Source organism: Streptomyces sp. NPDC058469 (assembly GCF_042721125.1).
Taxonomy (GTDB): Bacteria; Actinomycetota; Actinomycetes; order Streptomycetales; family Streptomycetaceae; genus Streptomyces.
The window spans coordinates 30,930-47,129 of the sequence record NZ_JBHXME010000022.1 but is presented as its reverse complement, the minus strand read 5'-3'; the positions used below and the strand labels follow the sequence as shown (position 1 = coordinate 47,129).

The 16,200-nt window shown below is 68.6% G+C and carries 16 protein-coding genes and 2 pseudogenes; 9 read left to right on the top strand and 9 right to left on the bottom strand.

The genetic code is table 11. The features are described 5' to 3' along the window. Positions 1-305: 305 nt before the first annotated feature. The 3 genes and pseudogenes from ACFWP5_RS13745 to ACFWP5_RS13735 form a co-directional block, all read right to left on the bottom strand. A pseudogene (locus ACFWP5_RS13745) lies at positions 306-529 on the bottom strand (aldo/keto reductase); the annotation flags it as partial. Positions 530-635: 106 nt separating this feature from the next. Next, on the bottom strand, positions 636-1,574 hold the full coding sequence (locus ACFWP5_RS13740; protein WP_384154715.1) for an alpha/beta hydrolase: 939 nt from the start codon (positions 1,572-1,574) through the stop codon (positions 636-638). Between the two features lie 110 nt (positions 1,575-1,684). Then, a complete protein-coding gene (locus ACFWP5_RS13735) occupies positions 1,685-2,047 on the bottom strand; it encodes a nuclear transport factor 2 family protein (protein ID WP_384154713.1) in 363 nt (120 codons plus the stop codon). A 132-nt stretch (positions 2,048-2,179) separates the two neighbouring features. Here ACFWP5_RS13735 and ACFWP5_RS13730 point away from each other — a divergent pair, with 132 nt between their 5' ends. After that, on the top strand, positions 2,180-3,004 hold the full coding sequence (locus tag ACFWP5_RS13730; RefSeq protein WP_384154711.1) for a MerR family transcriptional regulator: 825 nt from the start codon (positions 2,180-2,182) through the stop codon (positions 3,002-3,004). A 1,583-nt stretch (positions 3,005-4,587) separates the two neighbouring features. Here ACFWP5_RS13730 and ACFWP5_RS13725 read toward each other — a convergent pair. Next, positions 4,588-4,731, bottom strand: a pseudogene (locus ACFWP5_RS13725) (phospholipase); the annotation flags it as partial. 23 nt (positions 4,732-4,754) lie between these two features. Here ACFWP5_RS13725 and ACFWP5_RS13720 point away from each other — a divergent pair. Together ACFWP5_RS13720 and ACFWP5_RS13715 are read left to right on the top strand one after the other, a co-directional pair. Continuing rightward, the gene (locus ACFWP5_RS13720) at positions 4,755-4,994 is read left to right on the top strand and encodes an SDR family NAD(P)-dependent oxidoreductase (RefSeq protein WP_384154776.1); all 240 of its coding nucleotides are present in this window, start codon (positions 4,755-4,757) and stop codon (positions 4,992-4,994) included. A gap of 69 nt (positions 4,995-5,063) precedes the next feature. Next, positions 5,064-5,231, top strand: coding sequence for a hypothetical protein (locus ACFWP5_RS13715; protein WP_384154709.1), 168 nt, complete (start codon positions 5,064-5,066; stop codon positions 5,229-5,231). Positions 5,232-5,312: 81 nt separating this feature from the next. On the opposite strand, the gene ACFWP5_RS13710 is transcribed toward ACFWP5_RS13715, so the two are convergent. Next, on the bottom strand, positions 5,313-6,755 hold the full coding sequence (locus tag ACFWP5_RS13710) for an aldehyde dehydrogenase (protein ID WP_384154707.1): 1,443 nt from the start codon (positions 6,753-6,755) through the stop codon (positions 5,313-5,315). A 201-nt stretch (positions 6,756-6,956) separates the two neighbouring features. Here ACFWP5_RS13710 and ACFWP5_RS13705 point away from each other — a divergent pair, with 201 nt between their 5' ends. From ACFWP5_RS13705 to ACFWP5_RS13680, 6 genes are all read left to right on the top strand, one after another. Beyond that, positions 6,957-7,445 carry a TetR/AcrR family transcriptional regulator gene (locus tag ACFWP5_RS13705; protein ID WP_384154774.1) on the top strand — a complete coding sequence of 163 codons (489 nt, stop codon included), beginning with the start codon at positions 6,957-6,959 and terminating at the stop codon, positions 7,443-7,445. A gap of 131 nt (positions 7,446-7,576) precedes the next feature. Continuing rightward, complete coding sequence (locus ACFWP5_RS13700; protein ID WP_384154705.1) at positions 7,577-8,662, top strand: S-(hydroxymethyl)mycothiol dehydrogenase; 1,086 nt, start codon at positions 7,577-7,579, stop codon at positions 8,660-8,662. Further along, a complete protein-coding gene (locus ACFWP5_RS13695) occupies positions 8,662-9,291 on the top strand; it encodes an MBL fold metallo-hydrolase (RefSeq protein ID WP_384154703.1) in 630 nt (209 codons plus the stop codon). Before ACFWP5_RS13700 ends, ACFWP5_RS13695 begins: the two co-directional genes overlap by 1 nt. A 159-nt stretch (positions 9,292-9,450) precedes the next feature. After that, entirely contained in the window at positions 9,451-9,813 is a 363-nt protein-coding gene (locus tag ACFWP5_RS13690) for a bifunctional 3-phenylpropionate/cinnamic acid dioxygenase ferredoxin subunit (protein ID WP_266766476.1), read from the top strand. Then, positions 9,810-10,979, top strand: coding sequence for an NAD(P)/FAD-dependent oxidoreductase (locus tag ACFWP5_RS13685; protein WP_384154700.1), 1,170 nt, complete (start codon positions 9,810-9,812; stop codon positions 10,977-10,979). Before ACFWP5_RS13690 ends, ACFWP5_RS13685 begins: the two co-directional genes overlap by 4 nt. A 90-nt stretch (positions 10,980-11,069) precedes the next feature. Next, positions 11,070-12,206: an aromatic ring-hydroxylating dioxygenase subunit alpha gene (locus ACFWP5_RS13680; protein WP_384154698.1), complete on the top strand. Its 1,137-nt coding sequence runs from the start codon at positions 11,070-11,072 to the stop codon at positions 12,204-12,206. Between the two features lies 1 nt (position 12,207). Here the strand turns inward: ACFWP5_RS13680 and ACFWP5_RS13675 are convergent, their stop codons facing one another. From ACFWP5_RS13675 to ACFWP5_RS13660, 4 genes are all read right to left on the bottom strand, one after another. After that, positions 12,208-12,954 (bottom strand): IclR family transcriptional regulator, encoded by a 747-nt coding sequence (locus ACFWP5_RS13675; RefSeq protein WP_384154772.1) that lies wholly within the window; start codon positions 12,952-12,954, stop codon positions 12,208-12,210. 109 nt (positions 12,955-13,063) lie between these two features. Then, positions 13,064-13,894 carry an NAD-dependent epimerase/dehydratase family protein gene (locus ACFWP5_RS13670; protein ID WP_384154696.1) on the bottom strand — a complete coding sequence of 277 codons (831 nt, stop codon included), beginning with the start codon at positions 13,892-13,894 and terminating at the stop codon, positions 13,064-13,066. An 89-nt stretch (positions 13,895-13,983) separates the two neighbouring features. Further along, positions 13,984-14,817: a glycosyltransferase family 2 protein gene (locus ACFWP5_RS13665; protein WP_384154694.1), complete on the bottom strand. Its 834-nt coding sequence runs from the start codon at positions 14,815-14,817 to the stop codon at positions 13,984-13,986. Positions 14,818-14,939: 122 nt separating this feature from the next. Next, a complete protein-coding gene (locus tag ACFWP5_RS13660; protein ID WP_384154770.1) occupies positions 14,940-16,133 on the bottom strand; it encodes a sugar efflux transporter in 1,194 nt (397 codons plus the stop codon). Positions 16,134-16,200 lie beyond the last annotated feature (67 nt).

Sequence of the window (16,200 nt, the reverse complement as noted above, 5' to 3'; positions counted from 1 at the left end):
CGCTTCGGACTGGGCGTAAGCACGACATCCGCCGGCGATGCCGACCCACCGGCCCGGTGGAGGGCAGCGCCGGCCGGACCGCGCAAGCCGCTCACGACGACCGTGCTGTGGTGGCGGACCTGACCGGCGCCCTCGCTGAAGGTGACGTCCTTGGTCCGGTGAACGGTGTTCTCGATGACCCAGTGCGTGCGTACCCGGGCCAGACGACGAGCTGCTTGACGATGATGGTGAAACCGTGACGCGCCGCGTGCTCAATGAGTGCTGCTACCAGCGACTCCTCACACTGACCATGTAGGACACGGTCCAAGGACTTCGACGGTCTCCTCCAGCGGCGTCGCGTGGTCGTTGCGGTGCAGCTGGTGCAGCTGGTGCAGCTGGTGCAGCTGGTGCAGGTCGATGCAGTCGGTTCCGAGGCGGCGCAGCGAGTGGTCGACCTCGGTCATGATCGCCTTGCGCGACAGACCGCGGCCATTGGCGCCGGGTCGTATCGGGTGTGCCGGAGTTTGGTCGCGATCACCACGTCGTCGCGGGGCCTTCTTGATGCCCGGCGGGGACCCCGACGAGGTTGTCGCCTCCGCTGGGATGTCTCCTCCACTCGAACTCTGAGCAGCGCAGCGCCGCTCGAGCCGTGGGTTTCAGAGGGTGGACACCGTGTGGGCACGGTCGGCCATGGCCCGTTTCGCCGACCCTGCATGTGGGGCGAAGCGCTCCCACCCGTGCGGAACTCCGGGGTGGACGTGCAGCTCTATGGGCACGCCGGCGGCAGCGAGCTGTTGGGCGTAGGCGATTGCCTCGTCGCGGAAGATGTCGAGATCACCGACATCGATGTAGGCGGGCGCGAGACCGGTGAAGTCGGTAAGCCGTGCGGGGGCGGCTACGGGCGACACCGTGTCGGCACCGAAGGCGTCGCCGAGGACGGCTCTCCAGGCGGTGTAGTTGTTGTCGTAGGTCCAGGTGAGGTATGTGCTCCTGGCGGGGTCGGGTGTCTGGTTGCGGTCGTCGAGCATGGGATAGACCAGGATCTGGCGCGCCAGTGCGACGCTGCGGTCGCGGGCGAGGATTGCCGCGCCGGCCGTGGGTCCGCCGCCGCCGCTGTCACCCATGACAGCGATACGGCCAGGGTCGACACCGAGTTCGTCGGCGTGACCGATGAGCCAGGTGAGAGCCGCGAAGACGTCTTCGGCCAGGGTGGTACCGATGCCCTCGTCGGGTGCCCGGCGGTAGTCGACCGACAGGAACGGCACGCCGGTGCGGTCGACGTACCAGGAGATGACCTCGTCGTACAGATCGAGGGTGCCCATGACCATGCCCCCGCCATGGGCGTAGACGACGGCCGGCGTGGGCGCGGCGCCGGCCGAACCACTGGGTTCCCGGCTGTTCTTGGTGTACCAGCGCAGCCGGATGGCTGCTTCGTCATGGCCGCGCGCGTAGTAGGTGCTGCTCTGGACGCCGGAGGACGCGGGCACGAGACCGGCCATGTATGCCTGGCCGGCTTCGCCTACGGCCCGTAGCGTCCGCCAGTCTCCGCGCTCGGGACGCGGCCCGGCGGCAGTCTGTTCGGCCAGGGCTGCCATGACATCGACGATTTCGGGATCAAGGCTGTAGCTCATAGCGCGCGGATGCTCTCGTGTGGGCGCCACCGGACCGTGGCCGGTCGGGGGCGGTCGGCGTCGAGGCGGGAGAGTCAGTACCCGGGGTTCTGGTTGAAGATCACGACGAGACTGACGATCTCGCCGTCGCGAACACTGAAGTAATTGGAGAGGATGATCTCGTCCGGGAGGCTGGTCTTGTCGAACGTGCCGTCGTAGGCGCCCCGCACGACGGTGTCACCGTGGTGGTCGAGGACCTCCCGGACGTCGATGGTGACGCTGTCGCCGACCATCTCGCGCTCCACCCACCGGCGTACGGCGTCCTTGCCGACGAACTCGCGGCGGTTGTCGTTGACGTAGGCGTCCTTGGCGAAGGTGGCCATGACGGCCTCGAGGTTGAAGGCGTTGATGGCGTGGATGTGCTCGGCCACCACGCCGGTCAGCTCGGTTGCGCGCATGAGGTGCCCTCCGGTCGTGTCGATCCGACCCCAGCGGCCGGTGGTGAAAACACTCCCCGCTGCCGTGGCGGGAGGGTCAATGTCACCTTGGAGGCGTGACTCTCCCGTATGGGGAGAGTGCACAATCGAGCCATGAAGACGTCGTTGTCGATCGGCGATTTCTCCCGTGCGACGCATCTGAGTGTGAAGACGCTCCGGTACTACCACCGCATCCGACTGCTTGAGCCGGCTGATGTCGACCCGCACACCGGCTACCGCCGCTACACCACCGAACAGATTCCGACCGCGCAGATCATCCGGCGCTTCCGAGATCTGGACATGCCGGTGCACGAGGTGCAGGCGGTGCTGTCCGCGCCGGACGCGCAGGCGCGCAACACTCTCATCGCGGGGCATCTGAGTCGGCTGGAGGAAGGTCTGTCCCGCACACAGACCGCGGTGACCTCCCTGCGTGACCTGCTGAGGCAGCCTTCCCCCGCGGAGCCGGCCAACATCGCCCACCGCAGCGTCGAGGCGACCCCGGCGGTGGCCGTCACGGAAACTGTCGATCTGGATGACGCCTTGAACTGGTACCAGGGCGCTCTCGGTGAGCTGTATGCGACCCTGGCCGCCCAGAACGTGCCTCCCGCGGGTCCGGCCGGCGGCATCTTCAGCGGCGACCTGTTCACCCACGAACGGGGACAAGCGACCATCTTCGTGCCCTGCGTCGGCACGCTGCGGCCCCTGGGCCGGGTGAGCCCGCTTGTCGTTCCGGCCGTCGAACTGGCGACCATCGAGCACCTTGGCCCGCACACCGGCATCGACCGCGCCTACGGCACGCTCGCGACCTACGTCACCCGCCATGCGCTGGCGGTCGAGGGCCCGATCCGCGAGTACTACCTCACCGGCCGCCACGACACCACCGACCAGGCGCAGTGGCGCACCGAAATCGGCTGGCCCATCTTCCGTACGCACATCTGAGCGCGCCGCAGATGCGGGGATCTGACCCGAACCCGCGGGGATGGCCGCGTGACCTTGTGCTGGCCTGCGTCGTTGCTCACCCGCTTCACCCGCTTCACCCGCTTCACCCGCTTCACCCGCTTCACCCGCTTCACCCGCTTCACCCGCTTCACGCGCCACGGGGGAGGGTCCCAAGGCCAGGGCCAGTCAAAACGCCGCAACCATGGCCCACGGCACTCGCAGGGGTGGCCCCAAGGCTATGACCGCGGCGAAGAAGTGCGCCTACTGGGCCCTGCGTCAGCGGGGATGGCCCCTACCAGTCGCTCTACGTCCCCGGCCTGCTGTACTCCCCACGCCCGCGGGAATGGTCCCCGGTCACGCACCATCCGAAAACGGGCGATCGAGGCCCGGCCGCTGGTCGCCATGGTCGTGATCGCTGCCACCTGCACCCGGGCAGGTCATTGCGTGTTGTTCGGCCTGCCGTGCCGGGTCTGTGAGGTGACTCCCGTGGGCCGGCCTCGGCCATGATGCCGTCACCGGAGGGGTCTGTTTGCCGGACTGATGGGAGCAGTGGGACGGTAACCCGCCTCGGCCGAACCGTCGAGGCGCGTGCCGCCGAGCCTGGCTTCCATCGTCACGCGACTGCGGACAAGACACCTACCGGGGCAGTGTCCGCACACGGAACAGCCCCCAAGTCGGCCTGTCGGATGCCGACCGGGTTGCCGGCGAAAGATGCCGACCGTGATCGGTGTGGGTCGCTTCAGCGCTGTGATCGTCCTGGCTGATCTGCATGACGCCAACTGGATTCTGACGGCACGTCGAACTCGCCACTGCGGCACGAGTCGCGTGGTTCAACCACCAGCACCTCCCCTCTGTGATTGGCGATATCCGTCCGCCGAACTTGAAGCCGACTCCTACGTCCAGCAGTCCAACTCGGGTCTGGAGTCGACACGTAGAGCGTCCAACAATCCGGGATCGATTCACCTTGGAGGGGCGTCGAGGGCACGCGCCGTCGGGAGGGCAGGGGGCTCGACGAAGACGTTCCTTTGAACGACTTGCACTGCCGGAAGGGGGTCTCGACGGCACGTTGGCCAGAGTCGCCTCAGAGCGCAAGGACCGCGTAGATGTTCCGGCTTGCCAGCTCTTGGCCGAAGCGAGACGACGGAAAGGTCAGAGGTCGTTGCCGTTCCCCACGACGAGCGGAAGGCGGTGCGTGAGGCGCCGCGGCTGCCCGGCGGAGGCTCGAGCACACAGACTCCTTACTCGGCCCAGTACGCTGAACACTGACCTCGAAGAACGACCCGTCGCTCGACAGAGCCGCAGATGAGGGGCGGTTCCGGAGAAATCCGGAACCGCCCCCTTGATCGTTTTTTGCCGTCACAGGGACCGGCAGCCCCTCAGCCGCCACTCACACCTGCGGCCTACGAACCCTTCTCCTGCCGTGGGAAGGCCTGGTCCGCGCCGGGCAGGGTGGGGGCCGGCAGCGTCGCCACCTCCTCCTTCGCTTTCTCCCGCTGCTCCGCCGTGTCCTGCGGCACCTTCGGTGGGCGCGGGCGGGCGCCGCGGAAGCGGAACGCGGAGGTGAGGTCGCCGAAGGTGTCCCGATAGCCCATCACGTAGGGGCCGTTGACGCCGTCGGCGGCGCGGTGGGCCGGCAGCCAGTTGTCCATCTTGCCGTTGTTCCAGGCGCAGTGCTGCACGTCCCAGGCGTGGCTGGTGGACGGGGCGGCCTGGGCACTGGAGGTGTGCCGCGCTCAGCTCCACGGCGCATCTGTACTCGCCGGTCGTCTTCGACGACATCAACTACGCGAGCCGCCCCTACGTCCCGCTGGAGGCCTACGGCCGGTCCAAGACCGCGATCGTGCTGTTCGCCGTCGAGGCCGGCCGGCGCTGGGCGGCGGACGGCATCACCGCCAACGCCGTGATGCCCGGCGGCATCCGAACTCCCTTGCAGCAGCATGCCTTTGGCGACGACGTGTCGGGCGAGGCGCGGACGGTCTACGACACCTAGCCGTGGCGCACCGCCGCCCAGGGCGCCGCCACTTCGGCGCTGGTGGCCGGCTCGCCGCTGGTCGATGGAGTGACCGGACGGTACTTCCAGGACAGCGCCGAAGGCCCGGTCATCGACCCGAAGGAACTGGAGACGGACCCGGAGCCGGTAGGTGTCGCCGAGTACGCGCTCGCCCCGACGGCCGCCGAGCGCCTGTGGGAGCTGTTCGCGACCGCGGTCTCCGGCCGGCGTCCGTGACGGGAACGGTAAGAGTAAGAGGGGGAGCGAGCCGCTTCTCCAGACCGTCCCGGCGGCAACGCCGCCCAGGCCGACGTCAGTTCACAGAGTGACGGTCTTGTACTCCACATACTGCGCGAGCCCAACTGCCCCGTACTCGCGGCCGATCCCGCTGGCCTTGTAACCGCCGAAAGGACCGTCGAAGGCGATGGGCGCCCCGTTGACGGTGACCGTGCCGGTGCGCAGGCGGCGGGCGACGGCGAGCGCGTGGGCCTGGTCGGCGGACCACACTCCGCCCGAGAGGCCGTACTCCGAGTCGTTGGCGATCCGTACGGCGTCGTCCTCGTCGTCGTAGGGGATGACGACGAGAACCGGGCCGAAGATCTCCTCCTGGGCGATCCGCATCGAGTTGTCCACGTCGGCGAAGACGGTCGGGGTGACGTAGTTGCCGCCTTCGAGGCCGGGGGGAACCTGGGGGCCGCCGGTGACCAGCCGCGCGCCTTCCTTGATGCCGAGTTCGATGTAGTCGCGTACGCGCTGCTGCTGGTCGGGGCGGACCATCGGGCCGATGAACGTGTCGGGATCGTTCGGGTCACCGACCTTGAGCGACTCGACGAGGTTCTTGAGGGTGGCGACGACCTCTTCGTAGCGACTGCGCGGCGCGAGGACGCGGGTCTGCGCGATGCACGCCTCGCCGTTGTTCAGCAGAGAGGCGAACTTCAGCCCCTGTACGGCCTGTTGGACGTCGGCGTCGTCGAGGATGACGGCGGCCGACTTGCCGCCCAGCTCCAGGCTGACCCGTTTCAGCTGTTCGCCCGCGATGGACGCGATCCTGCGGCCGGCCCCGGTCGAGCCGGTGAACGCGATCTTGTCTACGTCGCGGTGGGAGACCAGGTACTCACTGGTCTCGCGGTCGGCGGGAAGGACGCTGATCACGCCCGTCGGCAGACCGGACCGCTCCAGCAGTTCGGCGAGGAACCCCATGCTCAGCGAGTTCTCCGGGGACACCTTGAGGACGACCGTGTTGCCTGCCAGCAGCGCGGGGATGACCTTGGCCAGGGCTGCGGAGAACGGGGAGTTCCATGGAATGACGGCGGCCACGACGCCGATGGGCTCGCGGCGCACCACGCTCCGGGTGGGGGAGTCGGGGTCGGACGGCGTCAGGGTCTCCTCCCAGCCGAGTTCCTCGGCCGCCTTGAGGTAGGCGGCCGCCTGCCGACCGAGTCCGGGTTGTCCGGCCAGCGTGAACCAGCCGGCCGAGCCGTTCTCCGCCGAGATCAGCGCCGCGATCTTCTCGGCGTCGGCCTCGCGCAGCGCGTTGAGCCGCCGGACGACGGCGATGCGTTCGGCGGGTGCGGTACGCGGCCAGGGGCCCTCGTCGAACGCGGCACGGGCGGCGGCCACGGCCCGGTCGATGTCGGCAGTGCGAGCCTGCGCGGCCCGGCCGATCACCGTCCGGTCGTGCGGCGACCGGATGTCGAGCAGCTCGGGGCTGCTCGGTGCGGTCCACGAACCCGCGATGAAGAGTCGGTCGTAGATGATCATTTGCTCTCTCCCGAAGGGGTGGGGGACTGAGGGGCGATCGATGATTCTTGATATCTGTCACTTCAATGTAGCACTTGTGTGTCGGATAGCCTCATGTGTGCGCTGATAAGCGGGTTAGGTTCCACACGTCGGGCTATGCTTTGCCGTGTGAGAGCCGACGCGGTACGCAACCTCGAAGCCGTCCTGACGACCGGAGCGCGCATGCTCGCCGCCGATCCGGGCGCGAGCATCGCTGCCATCGCCGCCGAAGCCGGCGTCGACCGGCGCACTGTTTATCGGCGGTTCGCGTCCCGCGAGGAACTGCTGGCGGCCATCTACGAGGCCCGCGTCGAGGCCATCGAGCGCACCGTCGAGGACTCCAGGCTGCGCGAGGCTCCCGTCGCCGTGGCCCTGCACCGGTACGTCGAGGGGATCATCGGCGTCAATCGCAAGTGGCCCGTGGAGCTCACCCGGATGAAGGCCGACGAGACGATCCGCGAACGGCGTGACGTCCTGATCCAGGAGGTCGACACCTTCCTGGAACGTGCCACCGACGAGGGGCTCCTGCGCGCCGACGTCCCGACCGCATGGGCGAGTTCACTGCTGCCGCAGCTCATGCACCTGGCCTCGCGGCAACTGCCCGAACTCGGTGCCGCCCAGGCCGCCGACATGGTCGTCGACACCTTTCTACGGGGGCTCGGCGGCCGGTGACGTCGGCGGAGTGCGCTGACCCGAATCCTTGACCCCTGTTCGGCCCTCCGTGATGCTGTGTTGCGGCACGCGCCAAGCGTGCCGTAATGAGCAACGTTCTGCTCGGGTCCAGTACCAGCGGAGGAGTGGCCATGACGCACCAGGTCCGTGCTGTCGTCGCGCGGGGGAAGGGTGCCCCCGTCAGCCTGGAGACGATCGTCGTCCCCGACCCCGGCCCCGGTGAGGCGCTGGTGAAGGTCGAGGCGTGCGGGGTCTGCCACACCGATCTGCACTATCGCGAGGGCGGCATCAACGACGACTTCCCGTTCCTGCTCGGGCACGAGACCGCGGGCGTCGTGGAGTCGGTGGGGGAGGGCGTCATCGATGTGGCCCCCGGCGACTTCGTGATCCTCAACTGGCGTGCCGTGTGCGGGAATTGCCGGGCCTGTCGGCGTGGACGGCCGCAGTACTGCTTCAACACCCACAACGCCAAGCAGAAGATGACCCTGCTCGACGGCACCGAACTCTCTCCCGCCCTCGGCATCGGCGCCTTCGCCGAGAAGACCCTGGTCGCGGCGGGGCAGTGCACCAAGGTCGACCGGGCCGCATCGGCTGCCGCCGCCGGGCTGTTGGGCTGCGGCGTGATGGCCGGCATCGGTGCGGCCATCAACACCGGCAACGTCGGGCGCGGTGACACGGTCGCCGTCATCGGTTGCGGTGGCGTCGGTGACGCGGCGATCGCCGGGGCCCGGCTCGCGGGGGCGGCGCGGATCATCGCGGTAGACATCGACGACCGGAAGCTGGAGAAGGCTCGTTCGCTGGGCGCCACGCACACCGTCAACTCCAAGGCCACTGACCCCGTTGAGGCCATCCGGGAACTGACCGGCGGCTTCGGCGCCGACGTCGTCATCGAGGCGGTCGGGCGCCCCGAGACGTACAAACAGGCCTTCTACGCCCGTGACTTGGCGGGCACGGTCGTCCTCGTCGGCGTGCCGACCCCCGAGATGAAGCTCGAACTCCCGCTCCTGGACGTCTTCGGACGCGGTGGCGCGCTCAAGTCGTCGTGGTACGGCGACTGTCTGCCCTCCCGTGACTTCCCGATGCTGATCGACCTCTATCTCCAGGGGCGGCTGGATCTGGACGCCTTCGTCACGGAGACCATCGCGCTGGAGGACGTCGACAAGGCGTTTGAGCGGATGCACGGCGGCGATGTGCTGCGTTCGGTGGTGGTGCTGTGATGGCCGCTCGTATCGAACACCTCGTCACCTCAGGGCAGTTCAGCCTCGACGGCGGCACCTGGGACGTCGACAACAACGTGTGGATCATCGGCGACGACACCGAGGTGGTCGTCATCGACGCCGCGCACGACGCCGACGCCATCGCGGAGGCGGTCGGCGACCGTCGGCTCACCGCCGTCATCTGCACCCACGCCCACAACGACCACATCGACGCCGCGCCCGAACTCGCCGACCGCACCGGCGCTCCGATCCTGCTCCACCCCGACGATCTGCCCCTGTGGAAGCAGACCCACCCGGACCGGGCGCCCGACGGTGAACTGGTCGACGGGCAGGTCGTGGTGGTGGCGGGGGTCGAGGTGACCGTGCTGCACACACCCGGGCACGCGCCCGGCGCCGTCTGTCTGTACGCGCCCGCTCTGAACGCCCTCTTCAGCGGTGACACGCTCTTCGCGGGCGGACCGGGGGCCACGGGACGGTCGTACTCCCATTTCCCGACCATCGTCGACTCGATCAGGGACCGGCTGCTCGGGCTGCCGGGCGACACCGTCGTATACACCGGACATGGGGATACGACGACCGTCGCCGCCGAGGCTCCGCATCTTCAGGAGTGGATCGACCGCGGGTTCTGAGCACTGCCGGGTGTTGCTGATGGCGCGAGATGTTGCGTGAAAAGCAACACTGGGTAAGGGGTTCGCGTGGCCTCTGAATACCTTGACAACGGTTTGGGGCCGCCCTCAAACTGACGTTGCGCTTACCGCAATCCGTTTCGCTATACGCACCGAGGTGTCATGATGATTCCCGCGTGCCTTCTCGTGGATCTGCCGCGAGGCGAGGCCTACCGGCTCGACATCGATCCGCCGGTTTCGGTGTTCCACACCGACGACGGCGAGGTCTTCGCCATCGACGACACGTGCACCCACCAGGACGCCTCGCTCGCGGACGGCTGGCTGGAGGGCTGCGAGGTGGAATGCCCGCTGCACGCTTCGAAGTTCGACCTGCGGACCGGTGCGGTCGACGCCCCGCCGGCCAAGCGCCCGGTGCGTACCCACGAGGTGCTCGTCCAGGACGGCATGATCTACGTCGTGCCGTCCACGGACGCCCCGAACCTGCCGCCCTGCGTCGCGGCCCGGCTCGCCGGAGGCCCCGCGTGAGGACCGTGGCCGTGGTGGGCGCCTCGCTGGCCGGGTTGTCGGCGGCGCGCTCGCTGCGGAAACAGGGCTACGACGGACGGCTCGTCGTCATCGGCGACGAACCCCATCGCCCGTACGACAGACCGCCGTTGTCCAAGGAGTTCCTCGCCGGCACCCTCGGCGAAGCCGATCTCATGCTGGAGACGGACGACGAGGACCTGCGCGCGGAGTGGCTGCTCGGTGCCCGTGCCGTCGCGCTCCAAGTCGACGGCGCGGAGCGGGTGTTGCTCCTCGACGACGGGCGGGAGGTCCGGGCCGACGGTGTCGTCGTCGCGACCGGCGCCGTGGCGCGGAACCTGCCCGGCACGGACGGACTGGCCGGGGTGCACACCCTGCGCACCCTGGACGACGCCCGCACCCTGCGCGACGAACTCGCCCTGGGCGGACGGCTGGTGGTGATCGGCGCCGGCTTCATCGGCGCCGAGGTCGCCTCCACGGCGTACGCCCTCGGACTCGACGTGACGGTGATCGAGGCGGCACCGACTCCCCTCGCGGGACCGCTCGGCGCGACCATGGGCGGAATCGTCTCCGACCTCCACGAGGCCCACGGCGTACGGCTGTTGTGCGGTGTCGGGGTCAAGGGACTGAGCGGTGAGGCCCGCGTCGACGCCGTGCTGCTGGAGGACGGGCGAACTGTCCCCGCCGACATGGTCGTTGTCGGTGTCGGCGCGCGACCGTGCGTCGAGTGGCTGGACGGGTCCGGGGTCGAGCTCGACAACGGCGTCAAGTGCGGTGCCGACGGCCGGACCAGCCTCGCCGGCGTGGTCGCCGTAGGAGACTGTGCCAACTGGTACGACCCGCGGGCGGGGTCGCACCGTCGGGTCGAGCACTGGACCGGGGCGCGGGAGCGGCCCGATGCGGCTGTGGCCGCGCTGTTGTCGTGGGGCGCGGTGGAGGCGGGGGCGCCGCGGCCGCCGTACTTCTGGTCGGACCAGTACGGCGTGAAGATCCAGTTCGCCGGTCATGCGGCCGGTGCCGACAGTGTGACCGTCGAGGAGGGCGCCACCGGCGACCGCAGTTTCCTCGCCGTCTACCGGTGTGCCGGGCAGCCGGTCGCCGTGCTCGCGATGAACCAGCCGCGGCTTTTCATGCGGTGGCGCAAACAGCTTGCCGCCACGGCGAGTTGACCCATAACCACACCGTCCAACCACACCGTCCGGAGTCGCTCTTCCCGGCGGGTGAATGACCGACCCACGATGTTCTCGGAGGAGTGCACTGTGACCTCGACCAGTCTGCCGGACAGCCTGATCGCCACCCTGCCCGGCTCCTCCTACACGGACCCGGGCGTCTTCGCCCAGGAACAGGAACGCATCTTCGAGACGATGTGGTTCTGCACCGTGCGCGCCTCCGACCTGGCCAAACCCGGCGCCTTCCGGACCGTCGACGTGGGCCGCGAGAGCATCCTCATCACGCGCGCCCGCGACAACTCCATACGCGCCTACTTCAACGTCTGCAGGCACCGCGGCGCCAAGCTCTGCACCGAGGAGACCGGCGAGGTCAAACGCGCCTTCCAATGCCCGTACCACGCCTGGACGTACGACCTGAACGGCAAACTCGTCGCGGCGCCCAACCTCACGAAGATGCCCGACGTCGGCCGCACCGAGTTCGGCCTGGTGAGCGTCGCCGTCCGCGAATGGCTCGGCTATGTGTGGGTCAACCTGGCGGAGAACCCGCCGTCGTTCGACGAGGACGTCATCAGCGAGGTCGTCAACCGGCTCGGCGACGTGGAGTCCATCGAGCACTACGACATCGACCGCCTCTCGGTGGGCAGGCGCATCGTCTACGACGTCAGGGCGAACTGGAAGCTCATCATCGAGAACTTCATGGAGTGCTACCACTGCGCCACGATCCACCCCGAACTCACCGAGGTACTACCGGAGTTCGCCGACGGCTACGCCGCGCAGTACTACGTCGGCCACGGCGCCGAGTTCGGTGACGAGGTGCGGGGATTCACCGTCGACGGCTCGGAGGGACTCGACCGCATCCCCGGGGTGAGCGACGACCAGGACCGCCGCTACTACGCGATCACCATCAAGCCGCAGGTGTTCATCAACCTCGTCCCCGACCATGTGATCTTCCACCGGATGTACCCGGTGGCCGTCGACCGCACGATCGTCGAGTGCGACTGGCTCTACCTCCCGCACGTCGTCGAGAGCGGCAAGGACGTCAGCCGGTCCGTGGAACTCTTCGACCGGGTCAACCGCCAGGACTTCGAGGCGTGCGAGCGCACGCAGCCCGGGATGAGCTCACGGATGTACGCCAAGGGCGGGGTGCTGGTGCCGAGCGAGCACCACATCGGCGCCTTCCACGACTGGGTGAACGAGCGCCTGGGAATCGGGACCCACCAGGGGTGACTCAGCCCAAGTAGCCCATGCGGTGGCTGATTTCCTCGGCGCCCTTGACCAGCACCGGGGCGAGTTCGTGCAGGCGCTCCTCGGTGAACCGGTACGCCGGTCCCGATGCGCTGACCGCCGCGATGACCTCGCCGTCCCGGTCGCGCACCGGCGCGGCCATGGCGTGCAGCCCGAGCTCCAACTCCTCCAGCGTCCAGGTGTATCCGCGCTCCCGGGCCTCGGCGAGGTCCTTCTCCAGCTTCGACTTCGAGGTGATGGTGTGCGGGGTCACCTTCTTCAGGCCGGCCTCCGCCAACAGCGCGGTGCGCTCCTTGGCGGGCAGGTGGGCCAGCAGGGCCTTGCCGCTGGAGGTGGCGTGCAACGGGGTCAGTTCGCCCACCCAGTTGTGCGCGGTGACGGCGCCGGGGCCGCGGACCTCGTACAGGTTGATCGCGTACTGCTCCTGCATGACGGCGATGTTGACGGTCTCGCCGATCTCCTCGGCGAGCCGCTCGCAGACCGGGCGGCCCTGCTGGGTGATGTCGATGCGGCCGGTGACCGCGCCGGCCAGCCGCACGATCCCGAAGCCGAGCCGGTACTTGCCGCGTTCGCCCGCCTGCTCCACCAGCCCGCGCGCCTCCAGCGCCCCGAGCAGTCGGAACGCGGTCGACTTGTGAACCTCGATCTCGCCGGCCACCTCACTGACACCGGCCTCGCCACGCTGGGCCAGGATCTCCAGCACGCTGATGGCACGATCCACGGACTGCACTCCGCCGGACTGCGAACCTGTCGTTTCAGTATCTGGACTGTAGTTGCTCACAGCGAAACTATACGCGTAGTGCGGTACAACGTGTTTACTACGGGGACTCCGGTCAGGCTCATTTGCCTGGTAGGGGGCGGTGTTTGGGGCTGAGGGGTTTCCGCTGCCACCTGGGAGTTCTTGGACGAGGACGCTCCTGCCCGGTCAGCTTTCGTCCGACCGGTGGTGTGACGACGCTGTTGAAGGCGTCCACCAACTCGTTGACCGTGGTGCCGGTACCGGTACCACGGTTGATCACATCGGATCGCCTGGAGCCGGTCATGACCTCGTCGAAGCGTTGCAGCGCGGACACATGGGCGCCTGCCAGGTCCCACACGTGGATGTAGTCGCGGATGCCCGAGCCGTCTCGCGTGGGCCAGTCGGTGCCCGTGATACGGAACGGCTCACCCTTGGCATGCGCCTCGATGAGCTTGCCCACCGCGTGGCCGGGCCGCCTCAGTTGCAGACCGGTGCGGAGCCGGGGGTCCGCACCGACCGGATTGAAGTAGCGCAGGGACAGGATCCGGATCGGCCGGGTGGCGGCGATGTCGGCGAACATGCCTTCGCACACGGCCTTGCTCCGGGCGTAGGGGCTCGTCGGTTCGAGAGGGGACTCCTCCGTGACGCTGAAGTCCTCCCCGGCGGCGTAGATCGAGCCGGACGAGGAGAAGATCATTCTCCCGCAGCCGTTGCGGAGGAGGTGACTGACGAGTTCCAGACTCTTGACCACGTTCGCCCGGTAGTAGCCCACCGGGTCGGCGACCGAGTCCGGGACGAGGATCAGGGCCGCGCAGTGCACCACGGCTTCGATGTCGGGATGCTCGACGAAGATCCGGTCGACGAGTGCGGCCGTCGGCGATGTCGCCCTCGTAGAAGGCCCGCCCTCGGTGAACTCCCGTCGGCCCGTCACGAGACTGTCCAGTACGACCGGAGACCAGTACTTTCATGTGCCGCCACCCCTGTCTGTCGTGTCTTTCGTAGCGTTCGACCTCGGCCGCCCTATCTGATGGTCTTGAGCAGGGGAACAAGCTCCGGCCACGGTGCGAAGTCCGTGTAGGCGCTGCCGCAGCGGTGCAGCGAGAGGTCCTGCGCGGTGACGTCGATACGGCCGCCGTTGGCCTTGAGGTGCTGGAGCATCCGGCGCGACTCGTCCACCGTGTCGGGGTAGGTCAGGTGCCAGTCGCCGGACGAGTACGCCTGTTCCCGCTGGACGAGCCGGGGCAGCACCGAGTCGTTCCATTTGAAGTGGTGGACCTGGGGGAAGGCCTCCTCGGCGGGCATGAGCCGCCCCGTCTCGGCCCCGTGCTGGCCGAGGTGCAGTCGTACATCGCCGCGGGCCAGGGTCACCTTGGACGATCCGGCTCCCGGCAGGCGCAGCGTCACGAGTCCGGCGAGCGGGTACTGCGCCCAGATGGATTCGTGCGGCCGCAGCGCCGCCAGACTGCCGTCGGCGGCCACCCGGTCCAGCAGGGCACCCTTGACGTGGTCGTACCCGTCGGCCTCGCAGGCGGCGATGATGTCGGTCAGCGGCCGGTCGTAGACATGGAACTCGTCAAGGTCCGCGACGACCCACCAGTCCTTGGGATGCCGCCGCATCTGCGCCCGGATCAGATAGCCGTTGAGGTCCTCGTCCCAAGGCCCCTGGTGCACCGCGGCGAAGGAGATGCCGTGCCGCGCGACCACGGCCTGGGAGCGCTGGAAGTCGGGGTCGTCGAACGACTCGATGTGCCGGGCGATGTGGAAGGACTCGACACCGAGCGTGCGGTAGTGCGTGATCGCGGCGTCCAGCAGGCCGGTATCACCGCCGACGACGGATACGAAGCGGATCGTCACGTCAGATCTCTCTCGTCTTCAACTGGGCGGTTCGGTAACCCCTCGTCGGAGGAGAGGGGCAGGGCGGAGAGGGGAGGGGAGGGGGAGGGAAGGGGGCGACGTGGTCGGATGCCGTCGGCGCGCTAGGTCGCCGCCTCCTGCGGGCTCGCCGGGCTGCTGTCAGCCGCGTCCCGCAGAGCCATCCGGAAGAAGAGGAGCACGGCGGCGAGCGCGCAGAGACCGGCACAGATCCAGAAGACGCTGCGGTAACCCGCCTGCGCGGCGACCACCGCGGTGATCGCTCCGGCCAGCAACTGGGCGACCGGGAACGTGGACGAGTAGAGCGCGGACACCGTGCCGGTTCCGCCGGGAACCTCCTGTTGCACCACCACCATCGGGATACTCGTGATCACCGCGATCCACATGGCGTTCGGCACCTGGAGGGCGATCAGTACGGGTGCCGAGCCCGCCATCGGCAGCAGGCAGAAGAAGACGACGGCGATCACCACGGCGGCGGCCACGACCCGTACCTTCCCGACGCGGTCGGCCAGGCGGCCCACCGTGATCATCAGGGGAATCTCCAGCGCCGCGCAGGCTCCGGCCATCAGGCCGACCAAGGAGGCCGACAGGTGCAGATCCTTGGTGACGTACAGAGCGATGGCGATGAGGTACATCTGGTTGGCCACGTTGACCGCCGTGACCGAGCCGAGCAGGAGCCAGGAGCGGCGCGGCACGGTGGTGAGAAGACGGCGCAGGGCCGAACGGCGGCCCTCGGCCCGCTCCTTGGGCTCCGGCCGGGGCGGCGGGGGCAGGGCCGGCAGGAACCAGCGGCCGAAGACCACGGTCAGCAGAAGCAGGGCCGCGGCAGCCGCGTACATGCGCCCGAACCCCGCGTGGGTCAGCAGGAAGAAGCCGACCGGCGGACCGACCACCCACCCGGCGGAGAAGATCGACCGCACCGCGGAACTGAAAGGGGTCACCTCTCTGCCGGTCGCGTCGGAGAACTCCTTGACGTACGCGAACAACTGGGAAATGTATGCCTCGTTGAGGCCGAAGAGCACGACTCCGGTGGCGAACACCACCGCGTAGTCACGGGCGCTCGTGAAGACGAGCGCGCCGGTCACCCCGGCCAGCGCGGTCGAGGCGAGGGCGATCCGTCTGTCGGACAGCCGGTCGGACAACCAGCCCATGGCCAGATTGATGCCGATGCCGACGACGGCACAACCGATGAAGTAGAGGCCGATGAGCCCCGGTCCCGCACCCACGGCATCCGCGAGGAACAGGCTGAGCGTGGTGCCGAACACCGACATCGCGAGGGCATAGCATCCGGCGGCGATCCCCAGGGACGTCGCCGTCCTGCTGGACCCGCGCGCCCGGGGGGCACCTTCCGCGGTCCGGGCGCGA

Coding starts and splice junctions, on each gene's coding strand:
- ACFWP5_RS13735 (WP_384154713.1), bottom strand. CDS start 2,047: ATGCGCGCAACCGAGCTGACCGGCGTGGTGGCCGAGCACATCCACGCC.
- ACFWP5_RS13710 (WP_384154707.1), bottom strand. CDS start 6,755: ATGATCATCTACGACCGACTCTTCATCGCGGGTTCGTGGACCGCACCG.
- ACFWP5_RS13695 (WP_384154703.1), top strand. CDS start 8,662: ATGGCCGCTCGTATCGAACACCTCGTCACCTCAGGGCAGTTCAGCCTC.
- ACFWP5_RS13700 (WP_384154705.1), top strand. CDS start 7,577: ATGACGCACCAGGTCCGTGCTGTCGTCGCGCGGGGGAAGGGTGCCCCC.
- ACFWP5_RS13705 (WP_384154774.1), top strand. CDS start 6,957: ATGCTCGCCGCCGATCCGGGCGCGAGCATCGCTGCCATCGCCGCCGAA.
- ACFWP5_RS13730 (WP_384154711.1), top strand. CDS start 2,180: ATGAAGACGTCGTTGTCGATCGGCGATTTCTCCCGTGCGACGCATCTG.
- ACFWP5_RS13740 (WP_384154715.1), bottom strand. CDS start 1,574: ATGGCAGCCCTGGCCGAACAGACTGCCGCCGGGCCGCGTCCCGAGCGC.
- ACFWP5_RS13690 (WP_266766476.1), top strand. CDS start 9,451: ATGATGATTCCCGCGTGCCTTCTCGTGGATCTGCCGCGAGGCGAGGCC.